Raw genomic sequence first — 24801 nt, 5'->3', positions numbered from 1 at the left:
ACCTTGACCATGCCCGCTCTCGCTTCGATTTCGCTCGAAAAGCCACTCGAAGATATCTCCGACGACTTGGGTCGCAGCTTTGCCGAATATGGCTTTGCCATCGTGCGCGATCACGGCATCCCGCAGGAACTGATCGACCGTGCAGAGGAGTTGGCAAAGGCTTTCTTCGCCCTCCCAACCGATGTGAAGCGTGGCTATCATATCGAAGGGGGAGGAGGAGCGCGCGGCTACACGCCCTTCGGCACCGAGATCGCCAAGGATGCGCAGGTGCATGACCTCAAGGAATTCTGGCATGTTGGCCGCTCGCTGCCCGAGGGGCACCGCTTCTCCGACATGATGGCGCCCAACATTTGGCCGAAAGAAATCAGCGGATTCCGGGAAACGTTCGAGCAGCTCTTTGCCGAGTTCGAGAAGGCAGGCGACACCATACTGCGTGCCATCGCCATGCATCTCGGGCTGGCAGACGACTATTTTGAAGACACGGTTGCGGACGGTAACTCGGTCATGCGGCTGCTGCACTATCCTCCGCTCGGTGACGATGTACCCGAAGGTGCCATCCGCGCTGCAGCGCACGGCGATATCAACACGATCACCTTGCTATTGGGCGCAGAAGAGGCCGGGCTGGAACTGCTCAACAAGCAGGATGAGTGGGTGCCGGTCTCTCCTCCCGCCGGCGCACTGGCGGTGAACGTGGGTGACATGCTCGAACGGCTGACCAACAACCGGCTGCGCTCGACAACCCACCGCGTAGTCAATCCGGGCGGAAAGGCGGCTCGGCGGTCGCGCTACTCGATGCCGTTCTTCCTGCATTTTCGTCCAGACTTCCTGATCGAGCCATTGCCGCAATGCGTGGACGAAGGCGACAACCCTGCTCCACCGATCACCGCGCACGAGTTCCTTCTGCAGCGCCTGCGCGAAATCGGACTGGCCTGACATCAGTGTCAGCCGATTCGCTCGATTTCGACGAAGTCGGGCCCATTCGAGCCGTTTTCGCGCCTTGAGAGCCGTTTGTTTGTTGCGTTGCAGCAACAGTTGCGTGCGAAACCAACCCCAGCCCACAAGAAATGCCCGTGATGTGACCGTAAGACGTTGCGGTGTCACATCGATGAAAGAAAAGTGTCCCCATTGGTCACTATCCGACCGGCAGCCCTCTCCGGGTCAGTCAATCCCAAAACAAGGAATTCAGGGACATGAAAATCAGGTTTCTTCTCGCTGCCAGTGTAGCGAGCATCGTGAGCGCTGGCTTTGCCGGCACGGCATCGGCCCAGTCGACGGGCTCCACCGACTTCGAAGAGACGACCATCGTCGTCACCGGTTCAGTAAACCGCGACGTCGGCGGCATCGAAATTCCTGAAACGCCGCGTGCGAAGCAGGAATTGAATGAAGAAATCATCCGTCGTCAACGTCCCGGCCAGTCTGTCAACGACATCGTCAACCTGGTCCCTGGCGTAAGCTTCCAGAACAACGACCCTTGGGGCTCCTCGGGCGGTGGCTTCACCATCCGCGGTTTCAGTGCGGATCGTGTGTCGCAAACGCTGGACGGCATTCCGCTGAACGATAGCGGCAACTACGCGCTGTACACCAACCAGCAGGTCGACAGCGAAGTCCTGTCCTCGGTCAACGTGAACCTCGGCACGACCGACGTAGACAGCCCGACCGCTTCGGCAGCCGGTGGCACCATCAACATCCGCACGCGCGAACCTTCGGACTTCATGGCGATCACCACTACGGCATCTTACGGCCAGGTTCTCGCCGATGGAGCGGAAAACACCGATTACTACCGCGGCTTCGTCATGTTCGATACGGGCGACATCACAGGCAACGGCCTCAAGATGTTCGGCGCGGTCAGCTACACCAACTACGGCGTGCCCTACAATCCGTACGGCGAAGTCGACAAGACGCAGCTCAATGCCCGCATTTGGCAGGATATTGGTACCAACGGCGACTTCGTCTCGCTGACCGGCCACTTCAACGAAAACGTCAACAATTTTGCAGGTTCTGAGCGCCTGAGCACGCTACTCGATTTCTACGATGGCGGATTCACTCGCGAGGAACGCTTCACAGTTTACGAAGGTTCTGGCGAATTCCCCTGCACCGTGGACAGCAATGTCCTGATCGGCAGCGGCGGGACACCTGGCGTTTCCGAACGTTACAACGATCGCGGTGACTGCGGTGCTGCTTTCTACCGCCGTTTCAACCCATCGCGGACCGGTAACGTCCGCTTCAACTCGCTGTTCAGCATCGCTGATCCGCTCACCTTCGCACTGGATGCAAGTTACCAGTACGTGAAGGCGAACGGTGGCGGACCCGATGACCTGCGTGAATCATTCTTCACTCCGTTCGGCGGGACTATGGGCCTGACCGGTGCCTTCAACGGCGGCTACTATTTCGGCCGTGACCTCAACGGTGACGGTGATCTGCTTGATCGCGTTGCAGGTAACGACCCGAGCCAGACGACGACCGACCGTTATGGTCTCGTGGCCAACCTGATCTACGACATCAGCTCAGACCACCGTGCGCGTATCGCTTACACGCTGGATCATGCCCGTCACCGTCAGACCGGCCAGATCACCGGTATGCAGGCCAATGGCGAGATCCTGGACATCTACGCCATCGACACACCGCTGCTCGATACGTTCGGCAATGAAGTGAACAAGCGTGATCGCAAGTCCTTCGCCATCCTCAACCAGCTTTCGGCGGAGTATTCGGGTCGCTTTGGTCCGCTCAACGTCGTTGCCGGCTTGCGGATGCCGTTCTTCACACGTGAGTTGAACCAGAACTGCTACACGACCTCGATCAACGGCTTCGTGGACTGTCCGACCCCTGGCCAGGATCTGTCCGAGTATGAAGCGCTGAACGACGATCATGTCGGACCGCTTTCGCGTGAGTACAATTACGACAAGCTCCTGCCTTCGCTGGGCTTCACCTATGAACTTACAGATGCCCTGTCGGCATTCGGTAACTTCAACATGGGTCTCTCGGTGCCCGGTACTGATCCGCTTTACGACTCGCTCTACATCCCTGAAGACGAGCGTGCGCGCCCGGTTCCGGAAACCACCGAAAGCTTCGACGCAGGTCTCCGCTTCACCAGCGGCCGTGTGCAGGCACAGCTCGCCGGTTGGTACACGCGCTACAATGATCGCCTCGCATCGGCGTTCGATCCGGAAGCGCGTAACGGTGAAGGCGCGGTCGTGTTCCGTAACCTTGGCGTGGTCGACAAGTATGGTCTCGACGGTTCGCTGTCCTTCTCGCCGACCGACAACACGCTGCTCTACGTCTTCGGTTCGATCAATGAATCCGAGATCCAGGACGATGTGCAGGAAGGCGTCGACGGTACCGGCGCGCCGATCTTCATCCCGACGGCAGGCAATGCAGAGTCCGGTACGCCAAGCTACAGCTTCGGTGGCCGTGCCCAGGCACACTTCGCCGGACTGGAACTCGGCGTGCAGGCCAAGCACACCGGTCCGCGCTGGATCAACGATCTGAACACCGATCGGGCACCGTCCTACACGCTGGTCGACTTCGACTTGCGCTACAACATTGCCGAATTCTCCAATGGTACGAATGCGGCAGTGCAGGTGAACGTAACGAACATCTTCGATGAATATTACATCGGGTTCTTCGGCGGTTCGCTGGATGGATTTGGCTTCGCCCAGATCGGTGCCCCGCGCGCTGCAAGCATCTCGCTGATCCTGGGCTACTAAGTCCCAGCGACAGCATTTGTCGAAACATGGAGGCGGCGGCGTTCGAAAGAGCGCCGCCGCCTTTCTTTTGTCATCCTTCTTGGCATAAGGGGCGGCATGAAAACAAAGCTCTGCGCCGCTCTCCTCGCCACCATTTCGCTCTCTGCCTGCGCTACCACGCCTGCCGATGCTCCTGCCGAACCGGTCACCGTCCAGATCCTCGCGATCAACGATTTTCACGGCAATCTCGAAACGCCGCAGCGGGTGTACTCCTTCGAGCAGGACGGCGAGGTTCGACAGGTGCAATTGGGGGGCGCGGCGCAACTGGCGGCGACCCTGGCTGGTTTGCGGCAGGTCAATTCGATAACAGTGGCGGCAGGCGATCTCGTGGGTGCCAGCCCGCTCATCTCGGCATTGTTCCTCGATGAGCCATCGATCCGCGCATTGTCCGGAATGGGCCTGGATGTCGCCTCCGTCGGCAATCACGAATTTGATCGCGGGACGCAGGAGTTGCTTCGGATGCAGAACGGGGGATGCGAACAATTCACCTTGCGTGAACCATGCGGTGTGGAGCCATTTGCAGGAGCCGGGTTTGAATATCTCGCGGGCAATGTGGTCGACGATGAAGGCGGAACGCTATTCCCCGGAACTGCGATGCGCGAAGTCGATGGAGCAAGGATCGGTTTTATCGGCCTTACGCTGGAAGGCACGCCCGTTCTGGTCTCTGCACAGGCAACAGCGGGCTATGAATTCCTCGACGAAGCCGAGACAGCCAACGCTCTTGCAGCGGGCTTGCGCGCACAGGGCGCCGATGCCGTAGTCCTCCTCATTCACGAAGGTGCCGAAGTGGCTGGAGAATACGTTCTTGCCGGCTGCCCCGACCTCTCTGGTTCGATCGTGCCGATTGTCGAGCGGCTTGATCCCTCGATTTCTGTTGTCGTCTCCGGCCACACGCACCAGGCATACGTCTGCTCAGTCCCCAACGCAGCGGGCGGCGAAACCTTGTTGACCTCCGGCGGGCGCTATGGCGGTTTCGTGACCGATATCACCATGAAAGTCGATCCTGAGAGAGATGCGGTCGTTTCGGTAAGTGGCACCAACACCCCGGTCGATGGAAGCGCGGGTAGTGATACGGCAATCGCAAGTCTCGTGGCCGTCTATGCAGAAGCCTCAGGCCCTGTAGCCAACCGGGCCGTGGGAACGATCAAGGATACTGGCGAGCACGGCGAAGACTGCAGCGACGACCCGTCAGAAGACTTGACGGCTGACGCCTACCTTGCCGCCGCCAATGCTGCCCTGCCCGAGCCCGTCGATTTTGCAATCGTCAATTCTGGCGGCGTGCGCACAGACCTCTCGGGCGCAAATGACGGCGTCCTGACTTACGGAGAGCTCGCCGCCATGGCTCCTTTCGGCAATGGAGTGATCGTGCTGGAAATGACCGGAGCGCAGATCCGCACCGTCCTCGAACAGCAATTTTGCAACGAAAGTCCGGCAAGCATTTGTGATTCGCTCCTGACCCCTTCGCATGGCGTGCAGTACACGTTTGATCGAAACCGGCCTGCGAACCAGCGCGTGCAAGAATTGCTAATCAACCGAGAACCGCTCGACAGTGCACGAACCTACCGCGTTGTCACAAACAGCTTCCTTGCCGGCGGCGGGGACGGGTTTGCGCAATTTTCTCAGGTGCCCGAAATTGCCAATGTCGGCTTCGATATCGACGCGCTGGAGGCCTATGTCGCCGCTGGTGAGCTGACCGTGCCAGTCTGTGGCCGGGTGCGTGACCTTACGCCACTGAGCTAGCGAAGCGGCGGCTCGTCAAAGCTGCGCAATTTGCGGCTGTGGAAGCTGCCGCCGACCTTGCTCAGCAGGGCAAGCGTTTCGATCCCGATCCGCAAGTGCTGGCTGACTGAGCGCTCGTAGAAGACATTGGCCTGCCCCGGCAGTTTGATCTCACCATGCAAAGGCTTGTCCGACACGCACAGTAGCGTGCCGTAAGGTACGCGGAAGCGGTAACCCTGTGCTGCAACCGTCGCCGATTCCATGTCGATTGCTACCGCGCGGCTCTGGTTGAAGCGCAAGGCAGAGCGGGTGTAGTGCAGCTCCCAGTTACGGTCGTCGGTCGTCACGACCGTGCCGGTGCGAAGGCGTCGCTTGAGCTGCTCGTCGCTGTCGCTTGTGATGTTGCGCGCCGCATCGAACATCGCTGTCTGAACTTCGGCGATTGGCGGGATAGGAATTTCGGGCGGGATCTCATTATCGAGCACGTTGTCGTCCCGCAGATAGGCGTGCGCCAGGACGTAATCGCCAATGGTCTGGCTGGGTCGCAATCCGCCACAATGGCCAATCATCAGCCATACCTCGGGTCGCAGCACCGCTATGTGGTCGCAAATCGTCTTGGCGTTGGAGGGGCCAACGCCGATATTGACCAGCGTGATGCCCGAATTGTCTTTCCCGACAAGGTGATAGGCGGGCATCTGGTGCTTGCGCCATGTCCCCGCCGTTACCTTGGCGCGCGCGCCTTCCAGATCGCCGCGCTCGATTACGACACCGGGCGCAGAAAAACGTTTATAGCGGCTCTCCGGATCGGCGAGCTCGGCCAGCGCGAAATCGATGAATTCCTCGACATAACGGATGTAATTGGTGAACAGCACATAGCGCTGGAAATGTCGGGCAGGCGTGCCGGTGTAGTGCCGCAAGCGGGCGAGGCTGAAATCAGTTCGAAGCGCATCGAATAACGACAGCGGGCGTTCGCCGTCGCGGCGGCTGATCCAGGTGCCATCGACGACCTCATCCCCGATCTTGACCAAGTCCGAAGCCGGGAAATGCCGTGTCAGTTCCGCGCTGCTGGCGCCTTGCAGCTCAAGCGCGCCGCCATCCAGGACGTATTGATAGGGAATTTCGTCGCCCGATAGGCCGACTTCAAGTTCGACGGTGTAATCTTCGACAAGATATTGCAATTGCTCCTTAAGATACGGGCGGAACAGACCCGGTTCGGCAATCGAGCTGGTGTAGGTGCCGGGCTGATTTAGCCGGGCGAAGGAGCGGGCAGGATGACTTGCCTTCTCATCATCGGCGTAGCGCAGGGTTAGCTCGGGATAGGCAAAAATGCCTTTCGCGCGCTGCTTTGGGTCGGGTGGTGTGCGATCTTCGGCATAGCGGCCCAGTGCCGCAACAAGGTTGGACCGGGAAGCGTCCGAGATTGCCTCCAATTGGTCGAGAATACTGTCTATTTCACCCGTCGTGGTTGCCACAAACGCTCCGTTTTCAAGAATGATTAAAGGCCTTCACTAGCCTATTGCTCGGCAAATACCCAGTCGAGATAAGCTGCCAACCGGACGCCCGACTGGGCAAGCCGTTGTTCCACGCTCGGCATCCAGGTCCAGTGGTAGCTATAGCCGATGGTGACCGGCGAATCCTGCGTACCCATGCCTCGTTCCGGCCCGGTTTCAGGATAGATCCTGTCGCGCAATGTCGCGCTTTCGGCAACCCAGTTCGTCGGGGTCTTGTCCCACCAGGCAAGTACTTGCACAGGCCCGATCCGCCGTTCCAGACGATCCGCGTATTCTGAGTAGGACAGCTGCTGGCGCAGGATCATTCCTTCGTCCCATACCCAGTGCAAGTTGGTCTTTTCGTCGAACCAGTCGACGACCACGTCATTACCGCCGCGGTCTGTACCATTGCCGGAATGAAGGGGCATATGCAGGTCAGACACAAGATGGACGACAAAGCGCAGTGCCAGCGCCTTCTCCTCGCGCGTGGCAGTATCATCGCGCAATGTAGCCGTGAAACTCGCCAAAGCAGTCAGCGCGTCACCTTCTGGCGGGTGCTGCAATTGCTCGACTCCGCGTCCCTCGGGAAGCGTGACATAGTGGTACGAACCTGCACTCTCCTGCCAGAAAGAGGCCGGGTTGGAGCGTTGTTCATCAGGCCAGGTGCTGGCCTCAGGAAGACCTTCGGTGCCAAGGATTTCCGCGATCTCTGCGCGCGTGCGGCCGCTGACATTGTCCTCGGCAATCTCTGCGGTGACGCGATGGCCTATCGGACCCCAAGCTTGGGCTGGCGTCGTTGCAATAAGCCCTGCGGCGGCGAATGCTGTTGCGATTGTTCTGATCATATTGCTTTTCTAGCTACACGAAATGACACGCCTGTGAAGTGGCATCGCCGATCCACGAACATGCGACGGGAGACTGTTGAGAATACGTTTGCATGAGCAGGCCGCTATACATCGCAGCGAAGCCCCTATATCTCTTTCGTGTGATGGGTGAGGCTCCCTCACAGCACCGGTCAACGGGTCCGAGCGTCACTGCCAAATCCGGCGGCGCAGGACCGGGCACGGGCATGGCGGGGATTTAAGGCATGAGCAGTTCAAAAGGACAGGTTGTCGGCTTTGGTGAGCTGTTGCTGCGGCTCACTCCGCCCGGCCGCAAAATGATTGCCCAGGCGCAGTCGCTCGATGTCGAAGTCGGCGGAGCAGAGGCTAACGTACTCGCTGGCCTGGCCTGTCTTGGGCACTCGACAAAGATGGTCAGCTGCGTTGCCGACAATCCGCTGGGCAGGCTGGCAGTTGGCACACTCGCGGCACGCGGTGTCGATGTAAGAAGCGTGACGAACGCGCCGGGCCGGATGGGCCTCTACTTCCTCGAGCAGGGCCAGGGCCTACGGGCTTCCGCAATAACTTATGACCGGGCCAGCTCGACATTCGCCAGAGCCGAAACGAAGCTGTTCGATTTTGAGTCCGCGCTCGAAGGCGCCGCTCTGTTGCACCTTTCTGGAATTACGCCCGCGCTTGGACCCAATAGCGCCGAAGCCGCCCTCGCCGCAGCGGAGGCAGCGCGTGCGGCGGGCGTCCCGATCAGCTTCGACGGAAATTTCCGACCGCAACTCTGGGCTGCGTGGGACAGCGACCCGAAGACGATCCTGACCGAAATCATCGGCAAGGCTGACCTCCTGTTCGGCAATCACAAGGACATCAGCCTGCTGACCGGTAAGGAGTTCGACGGTGATGGGCTTGACCGTCGCCGAGAGGCCGCTGAAGCGGGCTTTGCCGCCTTTCCCAACCTCAAACTTATCGCTTCAACCGCGCGCCATGTTATCGATGTCGATCACCACCGCATCGCGGCGCGCGTAGATCTGCCCGACGCATCAGCTTCGACCGGCGAAGTCGATGTGACAGGTATCATCGATCGTATCGGCACCGGTGATGCCTTTGCGGCGGGCGTATTGCACAAGTATCTGGAAGGAGCCGATGTCGAAAGCATGGCCCGGGCAGGCCTTGGTCTGGCTGTGCTGGAACATAGCCTGCCCGGCGACATGCCGCTGTTCAGCCGCGATGATCTCGCCGCGTTCGAACAGGGTGGTCGGGACGTAAGGCGCTAGTCGTTTCTAGCGCTGTACACGTCCAGATCCGTCACCGCTCATCAGCTTTTCAACTTCGGAAACCGTGACACGGTTGAAATCGCCGAGGATGGTGTGCTTGAGCGCGCTCGCCGCCACGGCGAATTCCAGCGATTGCTGGCGATCCTCGTAGGCATTGAGGCCGTAGATCAGTGCGGAGGCGAAGCTGTCCCCGCCACCGACGCGATCAACAATATCGGTGAGCTCGTACTTCTTCGACAGTTTGAAGCCACCGTCGCGGGTGCGCAGGCAGGCGGACCAGTTGTTACGATCCGCGCTGAGGCTTTCGCGCAGCGTGATCGCAATAGTGTGCATGTCCGAATAGATGTCGAGCACCTTCTGTCCCAGTGCCTCGTATTTGGCAGTGTCGAGTTCACCCGATTCCACGTCGACATCGACGGTAATATCGAGCGACTTCTGGCAATCTTCTTCATTGGCAATGCCGACATCGACATATTTGACCAGTTCGCGCATCACGTCAGGTGCGGTCTTGCCGTATTTCCAGAGCTTGCCGCGGAAGTTGAAGTCACACGAAACGGTTACCCCAGCTTCCTTTGCGGCTTTCACGCAGTCCATCGAGAGCTCGGCAGCAGATGCACTTAGCGCGGGCGTGATGCCGGTGATGTGCAGCCATTTGACGCCATTGAAAATGGTCGGCCAATCGAATTCATCACGCCCGGCGTTACAAATCGAGGAATTGGCGCGGTCATAAACGACCTTCGACGGGCGCTGGTTGGAGCCGGTTTCAAGGAAGTAGATGCCGACCCGATCACCCGAGCGGCTGACATGCGCGGTATCGACACCGAATTTACGCAACTCCATGATCGCATTTTCGCCGATGTCATTGTCCGGCAAAGCCGTGACGAAGCCCGCGTCGAGACCGTAATTGCTCAGCGCAACCGCCACGTTGGCTTCACCGCCCCCGAAAGTCGCCTCGAATGCAGGCGACTGGAAAAAGCGTTCATGCCCCGGTGTCTTGAGGCGCAACATGATTTCACCGAATGAAAGAAAATCCGCCATTTTACTAAACCCATTTCCTTGATGTGCTGGCGACCTTGGCCAAGTCTCCCACGCGCTTGCCAGCGTCTGCCAGCCCGCAGCTTATATCTTCGATCCTGAAACCGGCCGGCATCCCTGCCCGCCGGTCCCTGCTATCTTACGAGAACGCCAGGCCGCCATTGATGTCGTAGTTCGCGCCCGAGATGAACGAAGCTTCATCCGACGCGAGGTACGCAATCAGGTCAGCAGTTTCTTCCGGACGGCCCTGACGCTTTAGCGGTGTCGAATTGGCAACATTCTCGCGAGCGGCGTCAGGCGTGAACTTGTCGTGGAATGCCGTGGCGATCATGCCCGGGCACAGCGCATTCACGCGGATCCCCTGCGGACCGAGCTCTTTCGCCAGACCGCGCGTGAAGGTCATCACGGCGCCCTTTGAAGTAGCATAGGCAACCGCGCCGCCGCCGCCGCCGTCACGGCCAGCCAGCGAAGCAAGGTTCACGATGGCGCTGCCTTCGGGCATGTGCGGCACCGTCGCCTTGCAGGCGAGGAAGGCCGAAGTCATGTTCAACTGCATTACGAAGTTGAAGAATTCCTCGTCCATCTCATCCAGCTTTTTGCGCGCGACCAGTCCGCCAGCGTTATTCACGAGAATGTGGATCTCGTCACCGAACGCTTCACGCGTCGCTGCTACTAGCGCGTCCACCTCGGCCGCCTTGGTCACATCGGCCTTCACCTTGATGGCTTTGCCGCCCGCAGCTTCTACGGCAGCTACTGCAGCATCGGCGTCGGCTTCATTACTGTTGTAATTGACAACAACATTGGCCCCTTCGCTGCCGAGCTTGACGCAAGTTGCGCGCCCGATGTCGCGGCTGCCGCCTGTAACGATGGCGGTTTTTCCTGCGAATTTACCCATTATAATCCCCTTGCGTGATCAGTTGTGATGTGAGGCCGTTCAGGCCGTTTTCGATTTAAGTGGTTTGATTTCCGGACACAGAACGAAGATCGACAGAACCGTCAGGATCGCCAGTGCCGCACCGACCACGAAGGCCGGTGTGTAGGAATTGACCGTGATGACCGGGATCAGGAAGTTGAGCCCGACTACCGCCAGCTTCGCCGCAGTGCCGGCAAACCCGGCGAGCGAACCCACCGACTTGCCGCTGTAGAAGTCGCTCGGAAGCGTCTGGATATTGCCGATCGCAGTCTGGAAGCCGAACAGGATCACCGCCATGATCAACACCGCGGTCAATGGCGTGGCTGCCTGTGTTGTCAGCAGAAGCGAGACGAGCATGATGAGGCCACCAAGCGCAATCACGGTCTTGCGAGTGCGATTTACCGTCCAGCCGGCTTTCAGGCGATTGCCCGCGAGCAGTCCGCCGAACCAGGCGCCGAACATCGCCCCGACATAAGGGATCCAGGCATAGACTGCGATTTCCTCGACACCGAAGCCATAGGTGTTGAGCAGATAGATCGGCAGCCAGCCAACAAACAGCCACCAGATCGGGTCGATGAAAAAGCTTGCGAGGATGACTCCCCAGCTTTCCTTGCGGCTGAGGATTTCCTTCGTGTCGGGTGCATAGTCGGCAACCTCGTTGGTTTCCGCATTGCGCTGGCCGGTGAGAATATACTGGCGTTCCTCTTCGGTAATCCACGGATGCGCTTCAGGGCCGCTCTTGTAAACAATCAGCCACGGCAACAGCCACAGGAAGCCGAGCGCGCCGATAGCGATGAAGGTCGCCTGCCAGCTGCCGAGGAATACGAACAGCAGTCCGATTATGGGAGCGGAAACGATACCGCCGATCGCAGCGCCGGAGTTGAAAATGCCCTGCGCCAGCGCACGCTCGTTGATCGGGAACCACTCGGCATTTGCCTTGGTCGCACCAGGCCAGTTACCCGCTTCGGAGACACCGAGGAATGCGCGAAATGCAGTGAAGGCGAGCAGCGAATTGGCCGCTGCATGAAGCATCGTTGCCGCCGACCAGACTACGATCGATAGCACAAAGCCCAACCGCACTCCGATCCAGTCGAAAATCTTGCCGAAAATCGACTGGCCGAATGCGTAGGCGAAAGTGAAGACGTTGAGGATGATTGCGTAATCGAACTCGGTCAGGCCAAGCTCGGTGGAAATCTCAGGCCAAAGAAAGCCGAGCGCGCCGCGATCGATATAATTGATGATCGTCGCAAGCGCGACAAGGCTGACGATCCAATAGCGTAGCTTGCCCTTCATCTTTCTTCTCCGCCTGGCAGGAAGTCTTCGCGCATCGGGCTGAACATATCGATGAGAACGCCCGCTTCGAGACAGACTGCCCCGTGCATTTCATGAGGCTTGACGTAGAAGCCATCACCCGCACCAAGCTCGGCATCCTCGCCATCGATGGTGACGAGGAAGCGGCCGCTTTCGACATAGCTCGTCTGCGCATGATGGTGAGCATGTTGCGAACCTACCGCGCCTTTTTCGAACCACACGCGCACGGCCATGAGATCGGGTCCATAACCGAGGAACTGGCGGCTGATGCCGTCCCCCAGATCTTCAATCGGTGTCGCGTCTGCATGAATATACCGCTCGCTACCAGTCACTTGCCGGGTTGCCATTTCAGTTGTCTCCCTGCCCGAGCGCAATGCGCGCCGCATATCCGCTCCAGCTGATTTCGCGTCCATCTACCGTGACGCTGTGTTGTTCTTCAGGATCGTCGTCCCACGAGATTGCCACCGCAACGTTTTCGCCGGCCAGCGTCTCGACGAGCACCACATCGTGCTCACCCGATCGTACGTGCCGCAACGATGCGACCTGGCTGTCGCTGCCAATGGTCTGTTCGGTCGCGCCGTCATAAAGGCCGTGCGATTCCAGCACGCTGACGAAGGTCGCGTTGCCACTGCCTCTCACGCGCTGGATGACCAGAGGCTCACGGCGCAGGTTGAAATTCGGGTCACTGGCGCCTGTTTCGCCCAGGATCACTTCCATTTCGCCGCTCGGCACGAAGCGATAGGTGTAGAAACGGCCACCAAGCAGCCAGGTCATGAATCCCTGATCGGCGGCAGGCGTAGCGCGGCCATCGACCCAGATGTGCTGGTACCCGTGGTCGCTCCCAAGCACAGGTCGGCCCGCAGTAAAGCGCTCTGGGTCGAATCCCAGCCGCATGATGTGGCCCGAATAATGCAGCGGCAGGTCGAACTGGAGCTCGCCCTCCCCCTGCGCACGCAGCACATCCAGAGCCAGCGGCGAGGAAAGGCCTTCGACCTCGACCATCGCCAGCACGCGGGTCATGGCGACATTCTCACCGGGATAGGCGTTGTCGATCCCGGCAGCGCTGACTTGAAAACCGTCTTCGATGTTGAAATAGTGCTGGGTAGGCCATGACTGGTCGGCCAGGTCGCGGTCACCGTAGAAATGACTCTGCTCGTTTACGACCAGCGCATTGTGGGCCACACTCTGCTTGGCCCAGCTTTCGTTTTCGGGAAGGTAGCGACCACCGTCTTTCGCCTCGATATTGAGGAAGCGCGCTGCGCCATAATCGCGGACAATCTCGTTGCCGCGATCGTAAAGTTGCCAGCTGAGCTTGTCGAAATGGCCATGCCCCATGCCTTGCGAAGCATTTTTGGCGACCATTGCCATATGCATCGGCCCCTGACCGCTGCGGAACACGGCAACCGCGCCCTGATCGCCTTCCGGCCCATCGGTCAGCAGCATGGATCGGAAATTGAACGGTTCGGCCAGCCCGGCATCGAGCGCACGGGACATCTCGAGACCTTGCGGCGTGATCACTGTACGGCCTTGGTGGCGGGCGATATCGAGAAGTGCGGGGTCCTGCGACACCGAATATCCAATGGCCACGCCTTCGTAGAGTTCAGCCGTATTCAGGCTTTTGTCGCGGATCGCATCGTTGAACGGGAAGAAATACCCGTCATAAGTCAGCTGGATGGTGGCGTTGAGCGCCTTCATCAATATACCGTCACGATGCTCAAAAATTCCGATCTCGGGGTCGTTGCGCTCGATAGCGCCAGCGAAAACCATGAACGGCAGCATCGCGAAGCGCTGGTAGTACGGGCCTTCGGTGTAATAGCCATCAGGCGAAAACAGCAGTTCGGTCTGGCGGATAAAGCCCGTCTCGCCGTCACCTGCAGAACCATAAAGCGCACGCCGGACAAGATCCTCGTCCTCGAGAACATAGCCGGTCATCCCAACAGCGGCGGTAGCCCAGGTCGCGTGATTGTGGATGAGGTTAAATGTTCGCTCCGAATCCACCGAGAGGAATTCGGATGCGCGGCGGAACACGTCATTATCGATCCGTGCGCGGTCTTCCGCGCTCAATTCGTCACGGATCGGCTCGTAGGCCTGGATTGCGTGGACCTGCCACATGGCATCGTTAAGCACCTGCCAGAACAGGCGACCGACATTTTGATTGGCCCGCGCCGGGTGATCGCCCAGCGTCGGATAAAGGTCCGCATATTCGAGCAGCATGTCGCGCACGTAGTCGAAGAAGCGCTGCTCTCCGGTAACGCGATAAAGGTTGCTGGCGAGATACATCGCGCGGTAATTGCGCTTGTGCTGTTCGTGAGTGTAGCCGCCACCCGGGTCCTGGGGAACAGGCACCACGATCCCGCCGTCCATCATCCCGTGCACGAATTCCTCGGCCAGCTCCATCTCGGCAGCGAAGAGTTCCGGATATTCCATGGGCTGAGCATCATCAGCAGCAGCCTCGTGCGCAGCCTCATGCCCATGCGCTAGGACTGGCGCAGCCGTTGCCAGCGCAGTGGTGGAGATGATCGCGGTCAGGATGCGTTTCATGCGCCTTCTCCGTCAGTGTGGACGTTGCTCGACATCTCGACACGTGGCTCGCCCGGGTAGACAAGCTCGATCAGTTCGGGTGCGGAAGTGCGCTCGAAGGCATTGCCGGTGATCGCGGTAACCGGAGTGCCGACGGTGTGAGTGATCCCGATAGGCGCAGACGCCATGAAGGCGTTCTCGGAAATATTCGTGCGCTGCGCACCATGCAGTGCGATCGACACGCCCGCACCGCTTCCGACATTCTCGATCACCGATTGCGCGATATCAACATGCGGCCCGAAGGTGCTTTCATCGCGTCCGCCGCGATAGACCCGGGCGACAGGACCGGTGAGATTACGAAAGATTGATTCCCGGATGTCGAGATACTCGACATTGTACCGGCCTTGGTCATCGGATTCCGACGAAGCTGAAACCACCGATCCGGTCACGTTTTCAAAGATGCTAGACCGGATATCGACGCGGTCTGCCAGTGTCGATTTCCCGAAGTAAATGACATCGAAGTCGCGGTTTACATCGAGATTGCGCACGATGACGCGATCGAGTTCGATCTGCAAATTTCCGCGGATCGGCACGCTGGCGGTACGGATCACGGCATTGCCGGTAGAGTCCGGAGCGTTTGCACCATCGATCAGCAGGTTAGCCAGGCGCAAGCGCCCACCTTCGCGCATTTCGAACAAGGATGGCCGCGCAAAAGTGACAGTCACTTGTCCGTTACCGGCACCGGCTATGGTCAGCGTGCGGTAGATAGGAATGGTACGTTCAATGTCATAATTGCCCGGCGCGAGTAGCAATGTGTCGCCGTCTGCGGCGCCGTTAATAGCTCTCAGCAATGCGCCAGCCGAGGCTTCCACCGCGATTTCACTACCAGCGCCAAACTCGGTGTCAGCACCGGGCTTGGGGTACCAGTCAACGCCGACCTCATCGAGCGCCATGACCCGCAGATCCCGCGGCGCGCCGACATTGGCGAGCGCCGGATTGACCGGATAGAGCAGTCCGTTGTCCGCACGCTCCATCTCGGTCTGGTAACGCGGAATGGCCTCGACCGCGCTATGCATCTGGCCCGAGATCACAGCATTGCCCGCCAGCGCGATGCCGGAAATATCCGCGTCGACCTCGAGGAAGGTTTCCCCGTCACGCCCGCCCAGCAGGTTTGAGTAAAAGTAGCTGTCCGATGGCGCGGCAGAGCGTTCCTCGTCCGCACCGGCACCGAAAGTGATGCGGTCACTGTCGATAATCGAATTGCGCAGTATCTGCGCGTGCTGCACTTCGACATAGCGGTTGGCGGGCGAATTGGGCACGCCATTCATCACGGTCAACGCGCTGGCAAATCCATCGCCGCGCAGTCCCTCCATGTAATTGTCGCGCACGATCTGCCGGCGATTGATGACGCGAATGCCTCCTGTGTGATCCTTACCATCACCCAGGAAGACATTGCGCTCCACCAAATTGCCGTCACCATGCCGCAGCGTCAGCGCTCCGCGTGAATGCAGGAAAAGGTTTTCACGGAATGTATTGCCGCCCGACTTCGAAGAGATGATCTCCACCTCGCCATCGGTGCGATCGAAGACATTGTTCTCGACCACCGTGTTCGAATCATATTCCGCGTAATGGCTGGTGCCGATGCGCAGCGTTTCACCGCCGTTCGAACCGAGGTTCGGCCGCGGGCCGAAATAGTTATGGTCGATGCGGTGATTGTTCTGGCGGCTTTCCGCCGTGTTCAGCCGTACGGCGAGTGTGACTCCGCGGTTCGTCTTGCCGACCAGGTGGTTGTGATCGAAACGGTTGTTCTGCCCGTAAATCGCGACCCAGTAATCTGTTTCCGTACGATCGAGCTTGCTGAAATTGTCGATGACGGTCTGGGTTACCCGGGAATTCCGCGCGAGATTTTCGCTGTCGCGGCGGAAGGAAACAACTTCACCGGTCGGGCTGAAACCGTCGCGGAAAACCAACCCGGACACTACAATGTGCTCGCCGCCAATGCGCAGGTTTGATTGCCCGGTCAGGATAACCCCGCCCGGTGTTTCAGAAGTCAGCGTGATCGGGGCATCGGCAGTTCCCTGCCCGGTGATGACGATTTCGAAATCGCGCCACTCACCGTTTGCGAGCGTAATCGTGTCGCCAGCGCCGACTTGATCAAGCGCTGCGGCATACTCTTCCTGATTGCTGACGATACGATCTTCGGCATGCGCGGGCACCGCCCAAAGGCACACAGCCGCCGCACTCAGGGCAATCCTGCCAAACATCCCTCGTCCTTCCATTATTTTATGGAATGACAATAGGGCCGCAGCCAAAGGTGTCAACCAGATTTGTATGCCAAATCTGGATATCTATCATACCAGTTCAACTGGCGGTGCTATTTGAGCTTGGCTGTGCTGAGAAACCGTTCCCGGCTTTCGCTCGCGCGCTGCTGTACTTCGGCCAGCGCCTGCTGCTCCGTGGCATCGAGCATGGTTTCGATCAGTCGCTTGAAATGCTCGCGCATTGCTGAGCGCGCTGCGGCCGAATCGCGGGCTTTCAAAGCGAGGAACACGTCGCGATGTTCATTGCTGCGAAGCTCCTCGTCATGGCTGCAGACGGATTCGTAGACGGCTTTGACGTTTGGTATTGTATCGCGCATCCGCCAAAGCTGCTTTACGCTATGGACGATGGCGGCATTGTTGGATGCCTTGGCGATGGTTTCGTGGAACAATTCGTCAGCTTCGTCGGCCTGAGCCTTGTCCCCTTCAGCCATGCGATTAACAAGTTCTTCGATCTGGTCGACCTGCTCATCGGTGATGTGGTGCGCGGCCAGTGCCGCTGCTTCTGACTCGATCATCATTCGCGCTTCAGTCACTTCGAAGGCGCTGGCTTCGGGGAGGAGTTCTTCAGCTTTTGGCAGACCTTCGCTGACATAGACGCCCGAACCCGTCTTGATTTCCAGCCGGCCTACAGCCTGCAAGGCAATTTCGGCTTCCCGGATAGTGACGCGGCTGACATCGAATTTTTCGGCAAGTTCGCGTTCGCCAGGCAAACGTGATCCGGGCGGATAAGCGCCTTCTTCGATCAGCTCGGCGATCTGTTTTGCAATAGATTGGTATAGTCTCTTCGTTGTCATCCTCGGCCCCGGAATTCGTATGCACCGTACTGTGCTAACTCACGCCATTAACTGATCATACCAATTTCAACCAGTCTCCAATTGTAAAGGGGCGCCAGTGCCGAAGCACCGGCGCCCCCAAAGGTCAGAACTTGAAACGAACGCCTGCGAAGAATCGTGGGCCGTAGAGCTGCGTTGCACCAAAATCATCCGGTGCACCGCGGTAGTTGATTCGCGGTTCGTTGAAGAGGTTGATCCCTTCCAGACGAACCGTGACATTGTCGGTCAGGCTGTAGGAAATACGCGCTTCGAAAACGCTGGTGTCATCCACGTAGCGTATGCGGCCTGGCGACGATACGAACTGCTGGAAATAATCCGAACGGTACTTGTACACGCCCTGCAGGTCGAGATCGCCGATTTGGTAATAGACCTGTGCCGACAGCACATGCTCCGAGAGACCGAAAATGTTCGAAGGCGGGATTAGCCCGTTGACCGTAGTGATCGTTCCGTCCGGCTGGACTGTAGATATCGCACCCAGCGTGTCGTCTTCGAATTCGAAGTCCGAACTGGCATAGTTGTAGCCAACCTTGAAGCCGAGCCCGTCCAGCGGGGCCGGCAGATAGCTCAACCGGTGCGCAACCGACAGCTCGAAGCCGTAGATCGTGCTGGTATCGTCAGTCGTGTTGACCGTGCGAACCAACGCGTTGACGTCTTGCCCGTCGATGTTGAAGGTTTCGGTTTGACCGATCGCCTCAAAGCCACCGTTGAAGCTCTTGTAGTAGGCGGTACCGGAAAGAATAGTGTCCTCGTTGGGATACCATTCCAGCGAGATATCACCGTTCCATGACATCAGCGGATCGGTGAAGGGATTGCCCAGACCGGTCACGACGCCAATCGCCTCTTCGATCGTCGCAAACTCTTCATCATCATCAATGGAGAAAGCTCGGCCGAAGCCAAGGTCAGACGGATCTGGCCGCGACATCGCACGATAGACGGCGACACGGCCGAGGATTTCAGGCGTCAATTCAGCCGTCAGGTTAAAGCTCGGCAGGAATTCCGTATAGGAACCGCCGCCCGTTACCGTCTGGAGATTGTCTGTATCCTCAACCAGAGTGATCGTCGGTGCCATCGGGTCCGAATTGTCGACAATCGAGTTCAGCGTAGTGCGGAAGCCGGTTGATTCGACTTCGGTATGCACGACACGAAGACCGAAGTTTCCGCGAACCGGTGTCGAACCCAGATCACCATTGAAATTGGCCTGCACATAGCCAGCCCAACTATGTTCGGTAACGTCACTGTTCTGAACCGAATCGAATTCACCCGTCGGATAAATCGGCACGCCATTGGCATCGAACGAAAGGCCCGAAGGATCTTCACGCTCGAGCACCTGCACGATGCACAGTGCATCAAAGGTGGCGTAGGTATTGGCGGTACCAATCACATTTCCATTCTCGTCGAGATTGGTAATCAGCGGATTGCCGCCCGAAACCGAAGACAGGAACCCCGTGGATGGGAAGCTTGTCCGGCATTCGCGGTTGGCAGCTGCCAATGCGCCCGTGTCGTCGGTGTCGTTATAGGTATTTTCGAAACGGCTGGTGCCTCGCTGCGCACCGGGTACATCGCGGTAAACGAGGTCTTGGAAGCGTGCGCCGACCATGATCGAGGACAGGAAGCCGTCCAGTTCATACTCGGCATCCGCACGTACGGCCCAGATCGAATTATAACGATCCTGCTCGAGATCGGCGCGCACGCGCGGATCATTGGCAAACAGGTCGTGGTTGGTCACATCGAAGTTCTGAGTAAAGAAGTTCAACGCCTGCGAACCGTTCTGCATGATCTGCACGGCTGTTTCGACGCGGTCGTTGGTGGATGAGCCGTCGCTTTCAAAAGCGTTCGGCCAGACAGCGGCACCGGTGATGTCTTCATTGTCTTCGGTGCGGAAACGGACCTGTACGGCCTGTTCGATACGCTGGGTTTCAGAATATGAAACGTCTGCTGTAACCGTCAGGCGATCGCTGACTTCCAAAGCGATATCAATTCCGCCACCGTAGTAGTCTTCGGTACGCTCCAGATATTCGCTGGTCGCCTCAATGCGCTGCTCGTTGGTGAACTGACGCAGGGCACCCGTTTCGGTATAGATCAGCGGAAGGTCGATGCGGTTTGGATCACCCGGACCATCGATACGACGGCCTTCTACGAAGCCCAGATCGCTACGCTGCTCGCTAAACGTACGATTGGCATATTGGAAATCTGCATTGATCTCGAACGTCGGAGACGGACGGTACTGGAGCGCCGCGAAGAATGAGTCGCGCTCATCATCGGTGATGTTGTGACGGAAGGCGTAGCTGTTGCGGGCAATGACAAAGTCGTTTGCAACGCTGCCATCACGAAGACCGTCGATTGTCGAGCCGCTGGTGTCACAATTGCCATCGTCGAACACGCCATCACTGGTCGTTGTCGGGTCGAGCACGCAGGCACGGATCGTGTTGCTGACGTTGGCTTCCTGCTCGGGATTGGTCGAGCGATTGGTCTGATAACCAAGCGAAATTCCCAGGTCGCCCAAATCCCCCAGCTCGTATTGATCGACGTAGCTCAGCGTCACACGGTGACCGAAGTCACGGAAGCGCTGGTCTTCGTCGATGTCCAAGTTCTGCGGGTTGTAAGGGATCTTGATGTCGGCCTGGAAACGGCGACGACCGTACTCCAGCGGCGCAATGGTTTCCAGGGCGATCTGGCCGGCAACGCCGCCCTCAATCAGGCTGGCCGACTGTGTCTTGTAGATCGCCAGCGTATTGAACAGCTCCGAAGGGAACTGGCTAAAGTTAACCGAACGATCGCCACTACCGTTGGTAGCGGCACGGCCGTTGATGGTTGTCGAACTGAGGAACGGGCCGAGACCGCGCAGGGAAATTTCCGTGGCACCGCCCTGCTCACGGTGCGAGGCCGCACTGGTCAGCGTTTCGAGCGCCTCACCGATCGAAAGTGCGGGAATGTCGCCGATCTCGTCCGACGTAAGCACTTCAACGATCAAGTCGCTTTCGCGCTTTTCAACGATCGAAGACTGGATCGTTCCGCGGATACCGGTGACGACGATGTCCTGTCCGCCCTGTGCCGCCGGTTCAGCAGGCGCGTCCTGCGCCATTGCCGGCGCTGCGGCCAGTACCATTGCGCTACTAGCGAGCAGTCCGCCAACAATACGCGAATTAGTGATCGAGCGGCGCGAGCCGCTTCCCCCATTACCCATCAATCTTCTCCCAAACACTTTGTTATGCCCTTAGGTTAGACGTGCGAGACCAGTTGTCAACCACAGGTTCATGCCAATCTGAGAACTCCTGTAATACCAATTTGACTGTGACCTAAATGTAACGGAATTGTCACAAGCTGGGTGAACCTTGGCTCAAACCTGCGGCCCAAACGAAGAAAGGCGCCCCACATCGTGAGGCGCCTTTCCAGATTTATGTTTGCGATCTTGATTGAGCGTTAGAAACTCACAGTCGCGCCAAATACGATCCGGCGGTCAGGCAAGCCCTGGAAGCAGAGCAGCGCACCGTCGTTCACGCAGTATTGTTCGATCGGCGACTTGGTCAGATTCACACCCTCGACACCGACGTTCAGGAAGTCCGTCACATCGTAATTGATGCTGGCATTGAGCTGACCGCGTGCCGCTGTAACCGCGGGGAAGCCGATCGTGCTGCCCAGTGTCGCGCCGCCTGCTGTGTCCAGCGTGCGGAATGAATCACGCCACGTGTAGCGGGCACGGGCGGAAAGGCCGTACTTCTCGTAAAACAGCGTGACGTTGTAGGCGTGCGGCGAGAAGTCCAGCAGGCCCTGCACCGCGGTGAACGGTCCGGTCAAGCCACTGCTCGATTCGAGAATCGCCGTGCCGCGACTGTCTGAATCCGATGTGTTCTCCAGCGTACCACCACTGAATTCCTGATAGGTGTAGTTGGCAATCACACCGAAGCCCGATGCGAACCCGAGCGTGTCCTCAAAGTCCGATAGGTCGTACTGGAATGCGACTTCGATACCCTTTTGGGTGGTCGTGCCGGGATCGTTGACGATCGTCTGGATCGGGACACACAGTCCGTTACCGGGAACGTTGGACAACACGTTGCGGTCGGGCAGCGGATTGAAGATACCACCGCCTTCACATGGTGGCGTAATATCGCGGAAGCCATTGGCGTCTTCTGCGGCAGCTTCTTCCTGGGTGACGAACAGGTTCGTGCGATCCTTGAGGAAGAGGCCGACACTCAGCACCGCGGACGGTGCAAAATACCAACTGGCAGACACATCATACGACGTGACCGATTCAGGCGACAGGTTCGGGTTACCGATGGCCACCGCATTGTTCGGGCCAGTCGGGAAATTGACCGAGAGCGACAGGTCGTCGAAATCGGGACGATTGATGTCTTCAGTGTAGCTGGCACGAAGCACGAGGTCATCGGCAACGTCCGCAATCACATTGAAGCGCGGCAAGAACAGATCGTAGTCACCGGTTGAAGAAATCGGCGTTACGACACCTCCAGCAACTTCGTTACCGAAGGATGTGATCGACGTAGCCACATAACGCAGGCCAAGGTTGCCGCGGACCGGGCCGAATTCGAAGTTTGCCTGGCCGTAGAAGGCGCTGGTTTCTTCTTCGACCGAGAAGCTGCCCTGTGGGACTGGTGACGGATCGCTGATCGAACCATTGGTCGTCGCGAGCGCGGCCTGCAAAGTGTCCAAAGTGCCGTCAGCATCGTTGAAGGCACGGTCCGGATCGACGAGGAGGAAGTTTCTGAAAGCCAGTGTGCGGCCGTCGAAATCACCGAAGTTGCTCGGACCGGGAACCAGCAGGTCCGCGAACAGCGATCCACTCGGGCTGTTGGCGATTGCACCCGTTCCGAAGGTAGAACGCACCTGATTGAACTCGGTCGAGGTGTCGTTGAAGCGATAGCCGAAATCGAGCGACGTGATAAACGGTACGACGTCATACATGTCGTATGTGAAGTCGACCCGGAACGCGTCTTCCTTGTTGTTGGTCGTGTTGCGGCCAACCGTAACGGCGTCCAGCACGGTGTTTGCCGGATTGAGCAAATCGTCGATCGTCGGTGCGAACGGCGAAGCAAAGTCGACCCCAAAGCTCAGCGCGCCGCCCGAAAGATCGTAGATGAACGGGACAGCGTTGTCGTTGCTGGTGCCATCGAGCGGCGTCAGCGGATTGGGGTTGATGAAGTTCAACGTCGTGCTGAGGTCAGGAGTGAACGAGTCCGAGGTCGAGCGCGATGCTTCGATCCGCATGGTAAACGGGCCAGTGCCCCATTCGCCGCCCAAGCGGTAAACTTCGTTCGTGGTCAAACGGGCGCCGACATCGCTCGAAAAGCGCAGGTTCGGATCATCGTCATCTTCGGCGAGGTTCGGCTGGATCGTGCCGGTCAGCGCGGCCTGGATCGAACCGAGGTCAACACCGCCAAGCGTACCGAAGTTAACGGTCTCGAACGAATCCGGCACGTTCACAAAGCGAAGTGAGCTTACGCCCGATCCCTGAACACGCGAACTGTCCTGCCGACGCTCCTGATCGCTGTAAATCGCATCGAAGAAGAGGCGCAGATTGTCAGCCGGAGCCCATTCCAGGGTGCCGGCGAAGTTGATGGTTTCATATTCGAAGTTTTCAAGTTCCTGGTTGAGGAACTGAATACCCAGATAATCGAAGTCCGGACCGGGTGCACCGGTGGAGGTTACACTCGAACCCTGGGGGATTAGCGTATCGCGGTCGACACGCGGGCGGAAAGAAGTCGCCTCCTGCTCGGCGTAGCTTCCGCTCAGCACGATGCCGACTTCGCCAATGCCCGTATCCCAGCGATCGCCAAAGCTTGCCGATACGCGAGGCGTGATGCTGTCGGACAGCTCGCTATATTCGCCCTGGACACGTGCGGACAGCACGCGGTCGGTCAGGTCGAGGGGACGGATCGTCCGCAGGTTGATAGTACCGCCAACGGAACCTTCCGTCGTGGCGGCGGTCGGCGCCTTGATCACTTCAACCGAAGCGATGATGGCTGCATTGATATCTTCAAAGCTGATGCCGCCACGTCCGGTACCGGAACCAAGCGTACCAACGCCATTGATTTCGGTGCGGTTGTCATTCGTACCGCGGATCTGCACGCCGGTGCCGACACCGGCTGTCCTGGTGATCTGCACACCCGTGACGTTCTCGAGAACTTCTGCAAGGTTTTGATCGGGCAGCTTACCGATATCTTCCGCCTGGATGACTTCGATAAGGCTGTCGGCGTTGCGCTGCTCGTTGAGCGCGCTCTGCAGAGCGCCGCGGATACCGGTGACGATGATGACGTCACCCTCATCCGTCTGGACCGGAGTTTCGGCATCCTGCGCAAGCGCGGGCGAAGCACCGAGGGCAAGAACACTGCTTGTCAGCAGGCTGGCGATAACACGATTGCGACGGCAAAAGCCGCCCTTGGAATTCCTCACAACATCTCTCCCGTTTAGTTATTTGTGCGGAAGGCTAGAATTACAAACCCGTTTGTCAACCCAATTGTTAGACCTTTCGCATATTTCTGTACTACCAATTTGAATAACGCGATAAACCGCGATCGGGGTTGGGCCGAAGGATCGCGATATGTCTCGCGCCGAGCCTGCAGGCAAAGCGAAACAATATTTCGAATTCGACCGGCTTTCCGGAGACTTAGGGAAGTTCGATAAACGTCCAACCGCGCAATATTCTTCGATTGGGCGGACAGGCTGTGTCAATTTGGCGACAACGATCAAGGAAATCGGATCCGACCTTCGATCGACGTGTCAAACGACCTTTCAGCCTGTCTGGCAAACCTTCGACTTATTTGAATTTTGCAGAAGAAGATCCGCACAACACGTCA

General features: G+C 58.4%; 15 protein-coding genes. 4 read left to right on the top strand and 11 right to left on the bottom strand.

Translation table 11 applies throughout. From position 1 onward, the window contains the following. The first annotated feature begins 9 nt into the window (after window positions 1–9). From AAC850_RS12765 to AAC850_RS12755, 3 genes are all read left to right on the top strand, one after another. On the top strand, window positions 10–933 hold the full coding sequence (locus tag AAC850_RS12765) for an isopenicillin N synthase family dioxygenase (RefSeq protein ID WP_340589193.1): 924 nt from the start codon (window positions 10–12) through the stop codon (window positions 931–933). A 257-nt stretch (window positions 934–1190) separates the two neighbouring features. Beyond that, a complete protein-coding gene (locus AAC850_RS12760) occupies window positions 1191–3704 on the top strand; it encodes a TonB-dependent receptor (RefSeq protein ID WP_340589192.1) in 2514 nt (837 codons plus the stop codon). 96 nt (window positions 3705–3800) lie between these two features. After that, window positions 3801–5483: a bifunctional metallophosphatase/5'-nucleotidase gene (locus AAC850_RS12755; protein WP_340589191.1), complete on the top strand. Its 1683-nt coding sequence runs from the start codon at window positions 3801–3803 to the stop codon at window positions 5481–5483. On the opposite strand, the gene AAC850_RS12750 is transcribed toward AAC850_RS12755, so the two are convergent. Beyond that, complete coding sequence (locus AAC850_RS12750; protein WP_340589190.1) at window positions 5480–6934, bottom strand: AMP nucleosidase; 1455 nt, start codon at window positions 6932–6934, stop codon at window positions 5480–5482. The genes AAC850_RS12755 and AAC850_RS12750 overlap by 4 nt on opposite strands. 41 nt (window positions 6935–6975) lie before the next feature. Further along, window positions 6976–7797 (bottom strand): S1/P1 nuclease, encoded by an 822-nt coding sequence (locus AAC850_RS12745; RefSeq protein WP_340589189.1) that lies wholly within the window; start codon window positions 7795–7797, stop codon window positions 6976–6978. A gap of 242 nt (window positions 7798–8039) precedes the next feature. Here AAC850_RS12745 and AAC850_RS12740 point away from each other — a divergent pair, with 242 nt between their 5' ends. Further along, on the top strand, window positions 8040–9059 hold the full coding sequence (locus AAC850_RS12740) for a sugar kinase (protein WP_340589188.1): 1020 nt from the start codon (window positions 8040–8042) through the stop codon (window positions 9057–9059). Window positions 9060–9065: 6 nt separating this feature from the next. Here AAC850_RS12740 and AAC850_RS12735 read toward each other — a convergent pair whose 3' ends face one another. The 9 genes from AAC850_RS12735 to AAC850_RS12695 form a co-directional block, all read right to left on the bottom strand. Further along, window positions 9066–10097, bottom strand: coding sequence for a PfkB family carbohydrate kinase (locus AAC850_RS12735; protein WP_340589187.1), 1032 nt, complete (start codon window positions 10095–10097; stop codon window positions 9066–9068). Between the two features lie 136 nt (window positions 10098–10233). After that, entirely contained in the window at window positions 10234–10989 is a 756-nt protein-coding gene (locus AAC850_RS12730; protein ID WP_340589186.1) for an SDR family NAD(P)-dependent oxidoreductase, read from the bottom strand. 39 nt (window positions 10990–11028) lie between these two features. Then, complete coding sequence (locus tag AAC850_RS12725; protein WP_340589184.1) at window positions 11029–12300, bottom strand: MFS transporter; 1272 nt, start codon at window positions 12298–12300, stop codon at window positions 11029–11031. Then, a complete protein-coding gene (locus tag AAC850_RS12720; RefSeq protein WP_340589183.1) occupies window positions 12297–12665 on the bottom strand; it encodes a cupin domain-containing protein in 369 nt (122 codons plus the stop codon). The genes AAC850_RS12725 and AAC850_RS12720 overlap by 4 nt, the downstream gene beginning before the upstream one ends. A 1-nt stretch (window position 12666) precedes the next feature. After that, a complete protein-coding gene (locus tag AAC850_RS12715) occupies window positions 12667–14859 on the bottom strand; it encodes a heparinase II/III domain-containing protein (RefSeq protein WP_340589182.1) in 2193 nt (730 codons plus the stop codon). Beyond that, window positions 14856–17054 (bottom strand): chondroitinase-B domain-containing protein, encoded by a 2199-nt coding sequence (locus AAC850_RS12710; RefSeq protein WP_340589181.1) that lies wholly within the window; start codon window positions 17052–17054, stop codon window positions 14856–14858. Before AAC850_RS12710 ends, AAC850_RS12715 begins: the two co-directional genes overlap by 4 nt. A gap of 158 nt (window positions 17055–17212) precedes the next feature. Next, entirely contained in the window at window positions 17213–17953 is a 741-nt protein-coding gene (locus tag AAC850_RS12705; protein WP_340589180.1) for a FadR/GntR family transcriptional regulator, read from the bottom strand. A 124-nt stretch (window positions 17954–18077) separates the two neighbouring features. Further along, window positions 18078–21176: a TonB-dependent receptor gene (locus AAC850_RS12700; RefSeq protein WP_340589179.1), complete on the bottom strand. Its 3099-nt coding sequence runs from the start codon at window positions 21174–21176 to the stop codon at window positions 18078–18080. A gap of 236 nt (window positions 21177–21412) precedes the next feature. Beyond that, window positions 21413–24397 (bottom strand): TonB-dependent receptor, encoded by a 2985-nt coding sequence (locus tag AAC850_RS12695; RefSeq protein ID WP_340589178.1) that lies wholly within the window; start codon window positions 24395–24397, stop codon window positions 21413–21415. Window positions 24398–24801: the final 404 nt, after the last annotated feature.

This window comes from Erythrobacter alti, from assembly GCF_037996805.1.
In the GTDB taxonomy this organism is placed as follows: domain Bacteria; phylum Pseudomonadota; class Alphaproteobacteria; order Sphingomonadales; family Sphingomonadaceae; genus Alteraurantiacibacter; species Alteraurantiacibacter alti.
Note: the sequence above shows the minus strand (reverse complement) of the source record. Positions and strands in the feature narration are given on the sequence as shown.